The following is a 16,679-nucleotide window of genomic DNA, read 5'->3' as shown; positions in this document are numbered from 1 at the left end:
CGTCCTTCCCTTGTGTTCCAACGATCCTGTTGGACTTTTGTTTTACCTATAAAACATAGTTTTTATTGTATTTTGAGCAAAAAAATTTGCCGGAGCTTTTGCTGAACATCCGATGCCAGCATCGGATGTTCAACTGGGTTTAATAGAGTTTTTTCTGCGGTGGTCCTGCAAAGTTCAGTGGTCCAATCGAATTCATATCCAATTCGATCACACTTGGCCCTTGAAAATCGACCGCTTGTTGAATCACGCTTTTAAACTCATCTGCACTGCCCACTTTCCAGCTTTTCACTCCCATTGCTTCCCCTAAGATTTTATAATCTGGGGTATGCAATTCATTGAAATATTGACGCCCTTCAAAGTAATTCTTTTGGATACCACGCATGACGCCATAACCACCATCGTTCATGATCATCAGCACCATGTTGGTATTTTCTTGTGCCATGGTGGCAATCTCACCGATACCGAGCATCAAACCACCATCCCCTACTAAGCCGATCACTTTTTTATCTGGATTGGCAATAGAAGCACCAATTGCTGTGGCTAAACCAAGACCAATTGCCCCTGCAAGTGAGTGAATATTTTGATTTGGTGCTTGTACTGGAAATAATCGGCTGCCCCAAGTACTGCCAGACATGGTAATGTCACGAACAAAGATGCCGTCTTGAGGTAGTGCCGCACGTAAGTGATCACAGATCAGGGCATATTGATCCAGCTGAGTACGCAACGCCTCAATAGCTGACTGTTTTGCCGCAACAACCGCTGCATCATAATCTGCATCAACTTTTGAGATACCGCTTAGCCCTGTGAGCACACGTTGTAATACATCTTTGGCATCACCACAAATGAAGTTACGAACTTTATAATTACGTTGCTGTGCTACTGGATTGGCATCAATCTGAATCAGATTATCAGGGAATTGTACCGAATAGGTTTTAGTTTCATTGCTGCGTAAACGCGAGCCCACCACCACCAATAAGTCAGCCTCTTTTAACAGTTGCTCAACCCCTGCTGAATTATGGAATGCACCTAAACTACGTGGATGCTCATCCGCTAACACACCACGAGCATGGGTAGAAGAAACAACAGGAATCCCAAGATCCGCAATGGCTTTCACTTCATCAACACTATTTAATGTGCCACCACCAATCCAGAAGATGGGGCGTTTGGCTTTTTTAACTTCTTCAACAATTAAATCTATTTCAACTTGCTCAGCCTGCGGTAATTCAAGCGCTTTGACAGGACCTAAATTCAATGGCAAGTCAATTTCTGCAGCTTGCACATCAATCGGGAGCTCAACACTTACAGGCCCCATCGGTACTGTGGTTGCAACACGAATTGCTTCACGAATTACACCCACTGCATTGTCTGGGCTGGTAATACGAAATGCAGCTTTGCTTGAAGCACGTAAGAAGGTCAGTTGATCTTTGGTTTCATGGATAAAGCTAGCATCACGATCAAGATATTCACGTTCAACTTGCCCTGTTAAATGCAACACAGGACTTCCAGCATTCATCGCTTCAATCAATGAACCTACTGCATTGCCTGCCCCAGCACCGGTACTGGTCAAAGCAACCCCTAAACCTTTAAAGCGTGAGTGACCATCTGCCATCGTGACTGCACCTGCTTCGCCACGCGCTGCCACAAAACGAATTTTTTCACGACGCCCTACGGCATCTGCAATTGGTAGGTTATGAATTGAAATCACCCCATAGATACTTTCCACTTGGTGTGCTTCTAAAACACGCGCGATTGCTTCGCCTACATTTACACGTTCTGTCATTGTTTATTCCTCAAAAACTTTTTCATTCCATGAATTTATTATTCACACCAAGGATTTGGCTGTTCGCTTAATCCCATATAAATACTTTTTTGCTGCATATAAGACAAAATACCTAAACGCCCTTTTTCACGCCCGATACCACTTTCTTTAAAGCCACCAAACGGTGCCGAAATAGAGAATTTTTTATAGGTATTAATCCAGACTGTACCGACTTCCAAAGCACGCGCAATTTGCCAAGCTTTACGGTAATTTTCAGTCCAGATTCCTGCTGCAAGCCCAAAACAACTGTCGTTGGCTTGGGTGATTAAATCAGCTTCATCGTGATACTTCATCACCACCAAGACTGGACCAAAAATCTCTTCCTGACAGGTTTGTGCAGTATTATTTAAGCCGGTGATGATGGTCGGTAAGTAATAACTTCCTTTCGCCAAATCACCATCCGTCAGCGCTTGACCACCCACTAAAACTTGACCACCTTCTTGCTTGGCCAATTGCACATAGGCATCGACAGAAGCCAAATGCTTTGGATTAATTAAAGAGCCCAAATGTACACCCGCGGTTTCTGGATGTCCCACTCGTAAAGCTTTGGTAATTTCAACCAAACGCTTAAGGAACTGATCGTAAATACTGTGATGCACGAAGAGTCGTGAACCTGCAATACAGGCTTGTCCTGCGGAACTAAAGATCCCATAAGCCACACCTTTAGCAGCCAATTCAATGTCTGCATCAGGCATAACAATCGTAGGGGATTTTCCACCAAGCTCTAATGAGGTGGTAATCAATTTATCTGCGGCAAGATGAGCCAAATGACGCCCTGTAGTGGTTCCGCCAGTAAATGAAATTTTGCGGACCAAAGGATGCTTTACGATGGCATCACCAATTACAGAACCACGGCCCACTAAAACACTGAGTAAGCCTTTTGGCAGTCCTGCTTGTTCAAAAATTTTCGCAAGTTCCAAGGCAATTAAAGACGTTGCCTCTGCCGGTTTAAGGATCACCGCATTTCCAGCAGCAAGCGCAGGGGCAAGTTTTTGAACTTCACTGGCAATCGGTGAATTCCACGGTGTAATCGCGGCCACCACACCGACAGGTTCATGCACACTTATGGTCATAAAGTCAGCCGCACGTTGTGTGGTGAGTTCATCATTCAGCGTTTCACATGCTGCGGCAACATAGCGTGCTGTCGCGGCTGCACTCATCACTAAACCACGTGTTTCAGCCAGTGGCTTACCATTATCACGGGTTTGTAATTTTGCAAGCTCATCTACACGCGTTTCAATAATCTCTGCCACTTTATACAAAATACGCGCACGTTCATGTGGCATGCTATTGCGCCAGCCCACTTGTCGCCATGCCAAGTCTGCCTTTTCAATTGCTTCATTGACATCATCTAAACTCGCTGTAGAAATTTCAGCATTGACAGATTGATCTGCTGGAAACAGACTTTGAATCGTATTGCCTTTACCTAATCGCCATTCACCTGCGATATAAATTTCCTTTACCATGATCAAATCCTTTTAAATCTGAATTGCTTCAACGCTATTGCGACATGCACGAATCACGCTAAGCGCAGCCAAAGTTGAGGTTTTAGGATTGCTTGCCAAAGGCACACCCACCAATTCAATGGTCATTTCACCAAACACGCCTTCTGCCACAATGGTGTGCTTGTTCTTATTAGTTTTTGGATCAACCGTAAGCTCAACCATGGTTTCATCCATGCCTAAACCTGCGAGTGCAATGGTTGCTGCAACATTGGCATTGGCTGGAAACTTCAGTGCTGCTTCTCTGGCTGTACCACGAAAAAAAACCATGGCTTCACTGACCTGATCAAGATCAACCAATTGTTCAGCATAACTGCCACGCCAACTCTTCGGGCTTTTACAGCCTTTATAGGTGACCTTTTCCAAACCACCTTCTTTTGCCGCAGAGATACCATCGATCCCCGCAATCGCACCCGCTAAAAGATGCAGATGGGCATCGTGTTGTTCCGCAGTCTGTTTCAGTTGAGAGAAAAATTCGCTATCGGCTAAGGTTCCTACTGAAATCAGACCAATGGTCCAACCTTTCTCTAACACCTTTTGGGCATGTTCTTTTACCGCCGCTTGGCCTGCCACTTCGATCACATAATCAGGCGTGCCAAGGCATGCATCAATCGAACTAATTACTTGTACCTGAGCGGATACTTGTGCCTGTACTTTTTCAACACTGCGTGCAGGCACCACAATCCATTTAAGCTGTAAATCTTGTGGCATATGTGCGTACACTTCTGCTGCCATTGCACCGAAACCAATCATCATCAACTGTTTCATGGGCACACCTTATAAATGTTTGTTAAATCCACCAGAGACATCCAAGGCTGCACCCGTGGTATAGGATGCCAATGGTGAAGCCAAGAAGACCAAAGCGTTTGCTGGTTCTTCAGGTTTACCTAGACGTTGCATTGGAATACCACGGTTTTTTGCAATATTGCCTGTCCACTGTTCCCATGACGCTTGGCTATCTGAACGTGTTTCAAAACGGCGTTTCCACTGTGCTGACTCCACCATGCCCAATAAAATTGAATTCACCCGAATCCCATACTGGCTAAATTCATGTGCTAAGGAATGAGTTAAATTCAGCAAAGCGGCGCGTGCCGATGAAGTCGCGATCATGTGTGGTTCAGGTTGCAAGGCCAGTAAGGAATTGACATTGGTGATTGATCCACACGCCGAATTTTTTAAATCATCTAAAAATGCACGTACAGGATGCAAAACACTGAAATACTTCAATTCAATTTCTTTCATCCAATCTTCATCTTGGGTGTCTTCAAAATTGGATACACGCCCTTGACCTGCGTTATTGATCAACATGTCGACATTGCCTAAATTTTGATTGACCTGTTGTGCAAAGCGTTTTACATCTTGTTTGTCTAAAACATTGCAGGCTTGAGTAAAAATATGGGCTTGCGGATACTTTTCCAAAATATAATTTTTTGATTCTGCTAAACGCTGTTCATCCCGACCACACCATGCCACTTGGGCACCTTCTGCAACTAAAATTTCGACAGCAGCCAAACCAATGCCTGACGAGCCACCTGTTACTACTGCTATTTTTCCTTCAACTTGGAAGCTCATTTTTTTCTCTCGTTTGAGTATTAACGTGCCGATAAAATAATGTCGTTAAACTGTTGTGGTTGATCGACATAACTCAGATGACCTGCATCTGTAATCAGATGACATCGGCTCAATTGCATTTCTGCGACAAGGTCTTGGGTACCTTGTGCAGGTGTAATTTGGTCCTGATCGCCTGCAATCGCGACGCAAGGAACACGAATATCTGTTAAATAATTTCTAATTTCGTCATAGGCCAACAAATACGATGCATGGGTAAAACCGTCTAGGGTCAAATCCTGCATCACCGCTGTGACCAAAGCCAAAGCTTGAGTATCTTGTTTATAAATTAAATGCGGTCCACGACTTGCCGCCATGCCTGCATGACCTAAGCTTTTCAACAGCATTGGTCGTTTTTGATAAACCTGTGATTTGCTTTCCTCATCTGAACGTTGATAACCTTGTGCTACATTGGCAATCAGCAAAGTCTGTACACGTTCAGGATAAAGATGAGCAAAAGCACTGGCCTGTAAAGCCCCAAGGGAATGACCAACCAAAATGGCTTGCGAAATTGCCAAAGCATCGATTAAACCCAACAAACGTTGTGCATAATCTTCTGCATTCGGTTGCGCTGTATTTAAACCTTCTGATAAGCCATAACCCGGTGCATCCCAAGCAATCACACGAAAAGACTGACTCAGTACATCAAGTTGGTTGATCCATGAAGCAGAACCCGAACTAATCCCATGTAGCAAAATCAACGGCTGGCCTTGACCCGCCTCACGATAGGCGTGTACTTGTCCATCAACTACAATGGTTTTGACTGGATATTTGGCTAATCGATTAAGCAATGTCATGGCTGGATTCCTTTGCTGTAGGGCTGGGCTTTGTCGATTCAATCAACGTTTGATTTGCGACAATGGATGTTCTGGTGGATAGTTCGGAATGGTCGGTTTACCCGCACCTAACATCACACACATCAAGGCATCTTCCTGACCTGGATTAAACAAGCCACGGTAAATTCCAGGTGGAATTGAAATCAGATCACGCTCTTTAAGTTTGGTTTGAAATTTCTCACCGTTATGTTCGATAAATAGGTCAATCTCACCACGCAACATAAAAAACACTTCCTCAACATCATGATGAATATGCAAAGGCCCTTCGCACTGCGGAGGTAAAACCATGGTTGAAAAAGTGAAGTTTTCTGCTGGAACAGTGTTGCCATCATTCACTACACCTGTTGCACCCGTGCCCATATAACGCATTTGGGCACGACGATATTTGGGGTCATAGTCCGCTTGGAACTTCAAGGCATCAAAATCATATTTACGTGTTTCAAAACGTGCGATACGGGTATTTAACCAATCTTGTAAGCTTGTACCTTCAGGCTGTGACCATGATTCGAATTGTTGAGTAGTCATGTTTTAACTCCTAGATATCTTGAATTAATAACGTTTTAGTAAAGGAACTAAGAAGAACGATCCAATCACAGCAACTGCTGCTAAGAAGGTAATTCCTAAATTAAAACTATGGGTTTGCATCACGATGTAACCGATCAGAACGGGTGCAATTGCACTGGCAAAATTACCCAGTCCATTAAAAATCCCACCCGCAGTCGCGCCCACATCAGCAGTGGTCACACGAGCAAGTAGTGCAAATATTGCTGCGACACCAAAGCCCCAAGCCATTGCGCTAAGAGACATTGCAACAATCACTAAAATTGGATCTGTCATAATGACCATGACATACATAAAGATGCCGGCCACCAATAAGCCACTAAAAACTTGAATGGCACGACGACCTAACTTGTCAGAAAGAAATGCACCAATCACTTCACCAATCAACATGGCGATAAATGGGAAACTTGAATAAATTCCAAACTCTTTAAGGTTAAAGCCCTTGTCTTGAATCAGGTAGGATGGAACCCAACTGTTTAATCCCCACAGATAAGTCATCAGTGCAATATTGAAAATACACACCAACCAAAATGAACCGTTCTGTAATAGCACCTTGGTGTTATGGATATGCCCTTTAAAATTGACACGTTTACTGGTCGCCTCCAGCTCAATGGTTTTCTTGAGTTGTAAATTACGTAAGCCAAAGACAATCGCAATCAGTGCAATTACAGTTAAACCAGCCATCACAAAGAAGGTGGTATGCCAATCATGGTTTGCGAGAACAGCGGCGGTAATTGGAAAACCTAAGAAGGCACCAATCGGTGTACCCAACAAAAACATGGTAGAAGCACGTGCTTGCTGACGATCTGTATAGGTTTGTTTCACGATGGTATAAGCCAAGGCAAATAATGGGCCTTCAGCTAATCCAAGCAGAACGCGGAGGACCAACATCCCTGTATAATTGGTGGTAAAACCCATACAGAACATGAGTATTCCCCAAGATAAGACACTCCAAAACAGCATTTTTTTAGGGCTAAAAATATCGCCTAAGAAGCTTAAGAACACAGAGGAAAAACCATAAGCCAATAAAAAGCTGGTCATTAACCATCCAAGTTTTGCTTTGTCTTGGGCAATCCCCATCGCGTCCTGAAAGTGCGGGTCAGCAAATAAGACTGCGATACTAATTTTGTCGAAAAATGCCAGAACGACACAGATCATCAGGACAAAAGCAGGAACCCAATGCTTCAATCCACTTTTCTCTTCATTACTCATATTTCATTCCTTCGATTGAGTCATGAACCGGATCTAGGTGCTGTTGACATTTCACAATGGTTTAAATATCAACAGACTCTAAGGTTTACGGTTTTAATTTCATTACATTAAATTCAGGGTCTGCTAATAATTGAGGGTCTAACACGGTATTGGATTGCATCCAGCGTTTTGCCAGTTTGACCAGTTTTGAGTCATTGATTGCAATCATGTTGATCAAACAGTTTTGCTCATCCAGATAAAGATAACTGCACTGATCTGCTGCATTTTGACGTAGCACAATCTGCTTAGTTTTTTCAGGTTGGTAAGTTCCTAAAATCTGAATGTTGTAGTGATACTGATCTGACCATAACCAAGGAATATCCAGATATTCCGTATCCATACCTAACATTGACTTTGCCGTGGCAATGGCTTGATTTTGTGCATTGGCCCAAGACTGAATGCAATAGCCCAAACTTGGATGTATCGCCACATCACCTGCGGCATAAATGTCTTGGTCTGAAGTTTGTCCAAAACCATTGACGACAATGCCATCTTTAACGTCTAAACCAGCACTCACACCCAGCTCTTTGGCAATATCAGCACCCGCACCCACTACTACACAATCAAACAGTTCACTGGCATTTGGATGATTCACCACTTCAACTTGCTGTTGACCTGCTTCAATCAAATGCACATTTTTACTATTTAAATGGATCTGAGTACCTTGTTGTTGATGCATATTTTGCAGAAATTCAGACACATCAGGGCTAACGCTACGTGCACAAAGTCGATCACCGTATTCAAAAACATGCACTTGTTTGCCTTGTTTCCGTGCCGTTGCTGCAATTTCCAAGCCGATCCAACCACCACCAATTACTGCTAACTTTTGCGTATGTTGTAAGATTTCGGCTAAACGTTCACAGTCTTGTACATTACGTAAAGTCACCACATTGGGAATAAACTGCCATGTATTGACTGGCACACGTGCTCGGCTTCCAGTCGCAATCAATAATTTGTCATAAGGCAAAACTTGACCGCTTTCTAAAACCACATGTTTTTGTTGGCGATCCACTTGAGTTGCCACAGCTGGTTTATGCCACTCGATATTAAAATCTTGAACCTGTTCAGCAGAGAACAGATGCAAACTGTCATAACTGGCTTCTTTGGAGAGGACTTGTTTTGACAGCGGTGGGCGTTCGTAAAATACCCGTTCCTCATTGGATACCACATGAATTTCACCTAGAAATCCATGTTGACGGAGTGTGCTGACCGCCCAACCTGCGGCTTGTCCTGCGCCAACGATGACAATTCTTTGCATAGCTTAATCTCTCTGTTCCAACTGCTTATACAGGTTTGACTTGGCGACGAGTGTGGTCATCTAAACCACCTTCAACCGCCCACTCAGTAAACAGTTCTAAACAATGTTCTTCAACACGTGGTTGCCATTCTTCCGTCAAATAATCATCATTGGTGTAGTATTCAAATGCACCACCCAAAGGTGAGTTGACATACCAGAAGTAAGCCGAAGAAATTGGATGACGACCCGGACCAATAAAAGTAGACCATTCAGAACGGTTCATGTTTAAGCCACCGCCAATCACTTCATGAATATCACGCACCACAAAGGCCACATGATTGAGTCCAGCAGGTTTATTGGGTACCGAAAGCAAAAACAAATCATGGTGATAGCCTTTGCCACGACAACGTAAAAAAGCACCACGATTACGATAAGCATCCGATAAGAAGAAACCGAGCTTTTCGATATAGAACGATTCTGTTTTTTCTAAATCTGGGGTAAAGAACACCACATGTCCAATCGCAACAGGTTGCCCTTTTTCATACACTGGACTAGCTGCATTGACACGAGTGATACTGCCGTATTGATTAATCCCTTCTGTTTTTAACGCAGGTAGCTCTTGGGTAAAGCTGGCTTGAAAGCGAATGGTCATCCCATTTGGGTCTAAGCATTGCAGCATGTCAGCCGTGGCTTGATAACCATCTACATCTTTCAGGCGAGTTGCTAAATCAGCCAAATCCTGTGCTGCATCATCCAAGCCCCAAGTCACTTCACGTAAAGTTGAGCCTGACTCGATGGCCTGTGGTAGACGCTGATCATCACAATCAAATAAATAAATTTTACTACCGTTCTGGGTTTGGTAAAGATCCGTACCCTCAATATCTGATTGGCTTGGCTTTAAACCAAAATCTGCCAAAAATTTATTTGAAGCAGCCCGATCCTCAACGCCAAACTTTAAAATCTCAATCCCTGTAATCATGAAACAATTCCTTAATTAAAGACAAAACCACCATTTACGGGAATATTCTGTCCAGTCACAAATGAGGACAAATCCGAAAGTAAATAAAGTGCTGTTCCGTTCAGATCCTGTGGTAACTGCTGACGTTGAATGGCACGGCCATTTACATATAAATCATGACGATCTTGCGGTACATATTCTGTTGCTTCAACCAGCGTCAATCCTGGAGAAAGCGTATTGATACAAATATTAAATGGCCCTAACTCTCTTGCCATCGAACGGGTCATTGCCAGCAAAGCACCTTTACTTGCAACATAAGCCATCAAGTTAGGTGCGCCCCATAAAGCCGTATCCGATGCCACATTAATTACCTTGCCTGCATCGGACTGCTTGAGATATGGCACACATGCTTTGGTGACCAACCACGTCCCTTTGACATTGATGTTCATGACCCGGTCCCATAGATCGGCGTCATAATCCATCAAGCTTTTACCACCCACATTGGTCGCAAGTGCAGCGCAATTCACCAAACCATCTATTCCAGCTAAATGTTCAGCTGCTTGCTGAACAGCCTGTTGAATCGAATCAGCATCAGCCAAGTCAATCGTGACCGCAGTCACCTGTAAACCCTGTGCCTGCAATACTGCTGCTTCTTGTTGCACAAGATCTGTCAAGATATCCGCCATGACCACTTGAGCACCGGCTTCGGCAATGGCCTGTGCAAAGTCTCGTCCCAAGCCTCTTGCTGCGCCTGTAACAAAGACTTTCTTGCCCTGCAACAATGCGACATTAACCATGAACTTGTTCCTGCATTTCAATACGGTTTGAGCTATTCAAGCTCGCAATTTTCTTTAACTGCTTTTCCGCTTCTTTTTTCATTAAACGGCGTAAGCGCGATAAACCGACATCATGTTGATAGAGGAATTCATGTTGACGTGCGTTTGGCGCAAGATTTTCTAAAATAATTCGATCTTGTTCCAAGACATCCCAATGCAGTTTTTCTAAATGATTGCGATAAAGAAAACGCCAAACATTACGTTGCCAACCACTGACTTTACGACAACGCCAGAAGAAAACACGGGTATTTTGAGCATCAATCGGTGTGGCATAACCCACAATCCAAAACTCACCGCCTGGACCAAAATCTTTACGATAAGGAATCGAAAGACGCAACCAACTTGCACCGGTATTGGCATATTCAACCCAGTCAAAATTGACCCCTGTTTGCCCTTCTTTTTCAAAGACAAAGCCATTTTCTGTTGAACGGTGTTTCATTTCTGCGGTACGTTCACCGTCTGCCATTGAGTGCGAGGTACAATGCAAATAAGTGCCATGCATTGGGTCCATCACATTATCAATCGCATATTGATGATTGACCTTCCAATCCGCTTGGCATAGGAATGAACTCCACTCCTCACTCGCCAATTGCTCAGGAAAATCAAGGGGTTTAGCGACTTCATTTGGATCAATCCCAAACCACAGGAAAATTGCACCATGTTGTTCAATCACTGGGTAGCTTTTCACACAGGTTGTGCCTTTCATTGGGCATTCATTTACTGCGGGTACATCTTCAACCTTGCCATCATAGCGAACTTCAACGCCGTGATACCAACATGCCACGCGATTACCTAAGTTCCAGCCTAAAGAAAGACGCGCACCACGGTGCGGACAACGATCTTCTAAAGCATGCACCTGACCTTGGTCATCACGCCAAACCACGATATTTTCACCTAAACGGGTAATACCCACAGGATTGGCTGCGACTTCCCAACTTGCCAGTACCGGATGCCATTGATCACGTAAACCTAAATCTAAATACTCCTCAACACTCGGAGTCACTGTTACTGCTGCATTCATCACTGTTCTTCCTTGAATCAATAACCTAAACGTTGCATTTCTTCAGAAAATGTTTCAGAAGTCCAAAGATCACCAGACTCGCAACGAAAACCTTGTTGATTTAAAGATTGAACCAAATCAGTAAGTTCTGTTACGCCTGAAGAAAAGGCTTGAATTAAATGTTGAACAAAATCCTGCTCATAGACTGTTGGCACTTTATAGCGTGTTTGCCAAACCAGAAGTTCTGGCTGTCCCGGTATTTGAATATTGTTGATCCCTGCTTCGGTCGCTGGCGTGGCATGAATCCAGTTCGCTAGCTTCTCATTAAACGTTTTCATGAGATTCCATCCTTATAAATAAGACTTATAGTTGAATTTGAACGTCCTGCCCTTCAACACGTACGGGATAAGTACACAAATCACGACATCCCGGTCCACTCTTTAGCTCACCTGTTTGAATATCAAAAATTGCCTCATGTAATGGGCATTCCACAGTTTGATCTTCAATAAAACCTTCTGTTAGCAACGCAAAGGCATGTGGGCAAACATTCTCGATCGCAAAATAATTGTCATCGATAAAAAAAACACCAATTTTCTTACCCTCGACTTCTATGGCTTTCGGCTCGTCTTCGGTAATGTCATCTTGCTGACAAACTGAGATCCAACTCATTTTTGCATCCTTATTTGTTTTATATATAAAACTTAATTTAGCATTTAAAACATAATGAATAGCATAAGCTTTGATCATTTTGCTTGTCAAATACTATATTTTTATGTTTTTCAATGGATTAATAAAAAGTTATATTTTTAGATGTTTCTTAATCAAAAAAATGTTTTATATATAAACATTGAGATTAGAAAAATTGATGATTACTATAGTGGTATTCCATGTGCAGGAATTTCAAAATAAACACAGGGCAACTTGGCAATGAACTTAATAAATGATGCTCTCTTGGAGCAAAATGCTGAACCCAATAATGATGAACGTTATTTAGTACCGGGTTTGGTGCGTGGCTTAGCCATTTTAAAATTATTTGATCAACAGCATCAGGAAATGACCATTTCTGAAATCGCAGAAAAATTAGATGTAAACCGTTCGAGTGCTTTTCGTTTAATCCACACCTTAGAGTTTTGTGGTTATTTAAGAAAAATGTCGCAAAAGACTTATGCGCTGAACAGCAACGTGATGGAACTTGGTTTTAACAGCTTATCCAAATCATCGCTGACTGATCTGGCTAGCCCCATCATGCGTGAATTACGCGATAAAATTAAAATTGCTGTGCATCTTTCGATTTTAGAAGGCACTGATATTGTCTTTATCAGCAATGCCCAATCTATTGGTTCATTTACCAGTAATGTGCATATTGGTACACGTTGGCATGCCCATGCCACCGTAATTGGACAATTAATTTTATCTCGCCTTTCCGAGGCTGAAGTGGTTAAGCGTTATGAACATTTTACCGATTGGAAAGTCTATTCTGATCGTACACCACATGATTTGGCGAGTTTATTAGAGCGTTTAAACTATGTCCGCAGTCAGGATTTTATGATCAGTTGGGGCCACTTTAATACCGACATGGCTGCCAGTGCTGCACCGATTTATAGTCAGGCAACTCAAGAAATCGCTGCCGTATTATCTGTAAGCTGCCCATTGAGCACCTATACAGAAGATTTATTTAGGGGTGAAATTTCTCAAAATGTGGTTGAGTATGCCGATAAAATTTCAAAATTTATTTATTTTTAGGCATCGATAAAATCTAATTACTTCAATTTGGGCATCATGAATACAGACAAAATTTTCTAGATATACACGCCAAAGAAAAAGTCCTTCTGGTTTTTATTTGGCGATCATTATTATTTTATTTCTTTTCTTCTTTTTTTTGAGGGGGGACTTAAAATCTCAATGCTCACGCTATGCTTCGTAAAAGAATCACTATATTTTTGACTAAGCCTGCATGTTTAAAAGTCGCAAACATCGGGCTGCTTTATAATTCAATTTCTCTGCTGATGATGGCAGAAGCAATTGCTTGAGCAGTAGATTTTACTCCTAAGCGCTTTCTTATACTGCGTAAATGATTTTCAACAGTTCTCTCTGAAATTTTTAAAATGTCGGCAATCTCAAAATGCTTTTGACCCACTGCTGCCCATTTTAAAACTTCTTTTTCACGTTTGGTCAGTATTTTTTTATGCGCAATTCTATGCTTTTGTTTATGTAGAATTTCACCAAAAGCAATATTACAAACCATCTGTACTGTGAGTTTAAAATCAGCACCCATATCCGAAATTTCACCCGCAAATGAAATTGCACCCTCTAAACCTGTTCGACCAAATACGGGCACTTGTATTCCATTGACCTCACCAAGATGCAGAGGGCTTTTGATAATCCGATAGGTTTCTTTTGCAGTTTTTTTATGCAAGCTCTTTGCCCAAAAAAAGGCTTGATCGTATTCAAAAATATGCTTGGTGATTGGGCAGCGGCGTAAATATACTTCACGCTCTTCGATATTGCTGCGATCAACCCAGTTACCATGGACAAAGAAAACCTCATCAATCCATTCATGTTGGTTTTGAGGTGAAACACTACATACAATAATCCGATCAAAATTTAGCTGAGCAGCAAATCCCACCAGAATTTTAAATAGACTTTCGAGGTCACGTGCTTGTCTCAATTGGTGAACAGTCTGAAACAATAAATCAGCCAGTTGATTGCTTGCAAGTCTCATAAAGCCGTCTTCTCACTAAACTGAACGCTTAAAACTAAAAATATTGAAGATCAGCAGCAAATCGCCTCTAGATCTCCAATATTGAGATAAAAAGTTGCGTCTAAATAGAAACAACCTCTTGATTGATGCTTATACCAATTCAGGATCAGCCAATAATGTTTCAGCGGCTAACTTACCTAAATTATGCGATGCCAAAGGACTGTCTCCAGTCAGAAGTTTTCGGTCTTTATGGACCTGCCCTGTAATACCTTTATTTAGGATTTTAACGCCTAATTTATCGAGATTTTCACCCACCAACCATTGTAATGGTCCCGGCATATAACCAATTTCAATATTTGCGCCTTTATCTAAAAAGTCAGGAAATACACAAATTTCATAATCTTTAAATATATAGTTTTCTGGTTTTTCATCGACGGCTGCGGCAAGTAAAGCTGCGGGTCCATGACACAGTGTAATCACATATTTATCGTTGTTTATCGCCCATTCTAAAACTTTTTTTACACTTTTACTTTCAGGAATTTTCGCGAGTACACCATGACCACCGGGAATGAAAACCCCTGCATATGGCGAGTTTCCAGCAATGATCTCGTCCAAAATATCATCAAGCTTTAACGGGTTTTTAAGTTTTTCAGCATACTTTGCATAAGTATCTAAAACTACCTTATCTTCATTCGGCATCGCCCACATTTCCAGCTTGGCAGGATTGCCTGAAAGCGTTGCAATATCAAACTCAAAGCCTGCATTGTCTAAATGAAATACTGGGAGTAACATTTCAACTGGATGATTTCCTGTAGAAAAGAATTTTCCGTTCTGCATTAGGATATAGCGCTCATCCGTTGCAATCATCAGAATTTTTTTGTCGCCACGATATGGGTTGGGATAAGTCGTACCGTCATAATCTGTTTTCGATGCGGTGTACTGGCTTAAAGAATAAGGGGATGGAAAAAATGCATTATCTTCAGCAGTATCTGGTGTAGGTATTTTACTTAGTTCAGTCATTTTTACTCCAAGCGTTCTTATAGAGGATATATTCAACATGCACAGTATATTCTGCCCTAAAAAGATTTTTGAATGAGGGAAAACCCCTATTTCTACAATTTTAAAACATATGCTGAATTCAATTTTTATCAGGCTATCACTGCCAATAAACCCTGCTTTTATTAACAGTAAGTATCTGATTTTTATTTAATTAGATTTTAAGAAAATTTTATATTTTCTACGATCAATACTCACCTTCGATACAGAAATACAACGTGGCGATGAAATGGAATACTGGGAGAGATTTTTTAAATGTCGATTGTGTATTGGCTTTGAAACTCAAAATGCCGCTTAAAAAAAATCAATGGCTTTAATGATGAAACTTAACCGTGATCTTAGATTAAGTTTCACCTGATTAGATTAACCCATTATTCTCGTTCACAAACAATGACGAAGTTCATGAATTTAAAACAATAGGTCATCGTTAAATTATTTCCATTCCATCTCACCCGTCAACACTTTAGAGCTTAACTCCAAAGAACTTTCTTCGGCCAAGTTCGGGTATTTTTCTTTTAAAGCAGCAATCACTGATGCTGAATCTTTATGATCTTTTAAAACTTGATCAACATCCACAAGATATTGATAAGTAAAGTCGATTGCTTGAGTTCCTGTTGGAATATCACCAATATAATGTCCAGGAATCACTGCACGAGGGTTTAAACGATTCATTTGTTTTACCGTTTTTCTCCACTCATTACGCTCTTTTTCAGTTTGTGCATCTGCTGTCCACAGATGAATCCCTGAAGATAACCCTACACCACCTAGAATTGTACGATTGCTTGGAACCCAAAGATAAGATGCGTATTTACCCGGTGATTTGATCTCAATTTTTTCACCTTCTAGCACAATGGTTTTATCTTCACTGGCACTCGGTACAATCACTTGAGATGGCGCACCATTTTTTAAGATAGGTCCCCAATAAGCAAACTTGCCTTCTTTGGTTGCTTCAATATGTTTAACAACTTCTGGGGTTGCAATCACTTTTGCATCTGGAAACGCTTGTACCAGTGGCTCTAAACCAAAATAAAAATCTGGATCACCCGCTGTAATCACAATATATTTAAGGTTTTTACCGCTGTCTTGAATGATTTTAACCAAGTTCTTTGCATCGTTAACACTGAATTGCGCATCGACCAGCACTGCATCTTTTTCACCCGAAATAAGTGTAGATGTAACTGGAAAAATGCCTTGTGCTTGTGGGTTATAAACTTTATAGCTTAACTCTGCTGCAAATGCAGAAGCACTCAACATCACTGAACTTGCAAGAAGTGATTTTAAAAATAATTTCATATTGTTGGCTCTCTTTAGAAT

General features: G+C 41.7%; 17 protein-coding genes. 1 reads left to right on the top strand and 16 read right to left on the bottom strand.

Features of this window, described 5'->3' with window-relative positions; translation table 11 throughout:
• Positions 1 to 139: 139 nt before the first annotated feature.
• The 13 genes from AC2G3J_RS04635 to AC2G3J_RS04575 all read right to left on the bottom strand — a co-directional run bounded on the left by AC2G3J_RS04635 (position 140) and on the right by AC2G3J_RS04575 (position 12,277).
• Positions 140 to 1,780: a thiamine pyrophosphate-binding protein gene (locus AC2G3J_RS04635; RefSeq protein ID WP_419327096.1), complete on the bottom strand. Its 1,641-nt coding sequence runs from the start codon at positions 1,778 to 1,780 to the stop codon at positions 140 to 142.
• A 38-nt stretch (positions 1,781 to 1,818) separates the two neighbouring features.
• Complete coding sequence (locus AC2G3J_RS04630) at positions 1,819 to 3,285, bottom strand: aldehyde dehydrogenase (protein ID WP_483770727.1); 1,467 nt, start codon at positions 3,283 to 3,285, stop codon at positions 1,819 to 1,821.
• 12 nt (positions 3,286 to 3,297) lie between these two features.
• Positions 3,298 to 4,089, bottom strand: a complete 792-nt coding sequence (locus AC2G3J_RS04625; RefSeq protein ID WP_336951932.1) for an aspartate dehydrogenase — start codon at positions 4,087 to 4,089, stop codon at positions 3,298 to 3,300.
• 9 nt (positions 4,090 to 4,098) lie between these two features.
• Entirely contained in the window at positions 4,099 to 4,893 is a 795-nt protein-coding gene (locus tag AC2G3J_RS04620; protein ID WP_336951933.1) for an SDR family oxidoreductase, read from the bottom strand.
• Positions 4,894 to 4,913: 20 nt separating this feature from the next.
• Positions 4,914 to 5,726 carry an alpha/beta fold hydrolase gene (locus tag AC2G3J_RS04615; protein WP_419327093.1) on the bottom strand — a complete coding sequence of 271 codons (813 nt, stop codon included), beginning with the start codon at positions 5,724 to 5,726 and terminating at the stop codon, positions 4,914 to 4,916.
• A gap of 42 nt (positions 5,727 to 5,768) precedes the next feature.
• Complete coding sequence (locus AC2G3J_RS04610; RefSeq protein ID WP_004717620.1) at positions 5,769 to 6,290, bottom strand: cupin domain-containing protein; 522 nt, start codon at positions 6,288 to 6,290, stop codon at positions 5,769 to 5,771.
• A gap of 24 nt (positions 6,291 to 6,314) precedes the next feature.
• Positions 6,315 to 7,538, bottom strand: a complete 1,224-nt coding sequence (locus AC2G3J_RS04605; RefSeq protein WP_483770726.1) for an MFS transporter — start codon at positions 7,536 to 7,538, stop codon at positions 6,315 to 6,317.
• Between the two features lie 85 nt (positions 7,539 to 7,623).
• Positions 7,624 to 8,835, bottom strand: a complete 1,212-nt coding sequence (locus AC2G3J_RS04600; RefSeq protein WP_483770725.1) for an NAD(P)/FAD-dependent oxidoreductase — start codon at positions 8,833 to 8,835, stop codon at positions 7,624 to 7,626.
• Between the two features lie 25 nt (positions 8,836 to 8,860).
• Positions 8,861 to 9,793, bottom strand: a complete 933-nt coding sequence (locus AC2G3J_RS04595; protein ID WP_004823457.1) for a VOC family protein — start codon at positions 9,791 to 9,793, stop codon at positions 8,861 to 8,863.
• An 11-nt stretch (positions 9,794 to 9,804) separates the two neighbouring features.
• Positions 9,805 to 10,569: an SDR family oxidoreductase gene (locus AC2G3J_RS04590; RefSeq protein ID WP_239045101.1), complete on the bottom strand. Its 765-nt coding sequence runs from the start codon at positions 10,567 to 10,569 to the stop codon at positions 9,805 to 9,807.
• A complete protein-coding gene (locus AC2G3J_RS04585) occupies positions 10,562 to 11,629 on the bottom strand; it encodes a Rieske 2Fe-2S domain-containing protein (protein WP_483770724.1) in 1,068 nt (355 codons plus the stop codon). The genes AC2G3J_RS04590 and AC2G3J_RS04585 overlap by 8 nt, the downstream gene beginning before the upstream one ends.
• Positions 11,630 to 11,646: 17 nt before the next feature.
• Complete coding sequence (locus AC2G3J_RS04580) at positions 11,647 to 11,946, bottom strand: recombinase-like helix-turn-helix domain-containing protein (RefSeq protein ID WP_419327090.1); 300 nt, start codon at positions 11,944 to 11,946, stop codon at positions 11,647 to 11,649.
• 25 nt (positions 11,947 to 11,971) lie between these two features.
• Positions 11,972 to 12,277, bottom strand: a complete 306-nt coding sequence (locus AC2G3J_RS04575) for a non-heme iron oxygenase ferredoxin subunit (RefSeq protein WP_034615827.1) — start codon at positions 12,275 to 12,277, stop codon at positions 11,972 to 11,974.
• Between the two features lie 258 nt (positions 12,278 to 12,535).
• On the opposite strand from AC2G3J_RS04575, the gene AC2G3J_RS04570 reads away from it, so the two are divergent.
• Positions 12,536 to 13,351 carry an IclR family transcriptional regulator gene (locus AC2G3J_RS04570; protein WP_483770723.1) on the top strand — a complete coding sequence of 272 codons (816 nt, stop codon included), beginning with the start codon at positions 12,536 to 12,538 and terminating at the stop codon, positions 13,349 to 13,351.
• 241 nt (positions 13,352 to 13,592) lie between these two features.
• Here the strand turns inward: AC2G3J_RS04570 and AC2G3J_RS04565 are convergent, their stop codons facing one another.
• The 3 genes from AC2G3J_RS04565 to AC2G3J_RS04555 all read right to left on the bottom strand — a co-directional run bounded on the left by AC2G3J_RS04565 (position 13,593) and on the right by AC2G3J_RS04555 (position 16,658).
• Positions 13,593 to 14,330 carry a PA1136 family autoinducer-binding transcriptional regulator gene (locus AC2G3J_RS04565; RefSeq protein WP_483770722.1) on the bottom strand — a complete coding sequence of 246 codons (738 nt, stop codon included), beginning with the start codon at positions 14,328 to 14,330 and terminating at the stop codon, positions 13,593 to 13,595.
• A 129-nt stretch (positions 14,331 to 14,459) separates the two neighbouring features.
• Positions 14,460 to 15,329, bottom strand: a complete 870-nt coding sequence (gene hchA, locus AC2G3J_RS04560; RefSeq protein ID WP_166781975.1) for a glyoxalase III HchA — start codon at positions 15,327 to 15,329, stop codon at positions 14,460 to 14,462.
• Between the two features lie 468 nt (positions 15,330 to 15,797).
• On the bottom strand, positions 15,798 to 16,658 hold the full coding sequence (locus AC2G3J_RS04555) for a Vmh family MBL fold metallo-hydrolase (RefSeq protein WP_419327088.1): 861 nt from the start codon (positions 16,656 to 16,658) through the stop codon (positions 15,798 to 15,800).
• Positions 16,659 to 16,679 lie beyond the last annotated feature (21 nt).

This window comes from Acinetobacter legionensis (assembly GCF_057165765.1).
The sequence above is the reverse complement of the archived record's forward strand: the minus strand, read 5'-3'. Positions and strand labels throughout refer to the sequence as shown.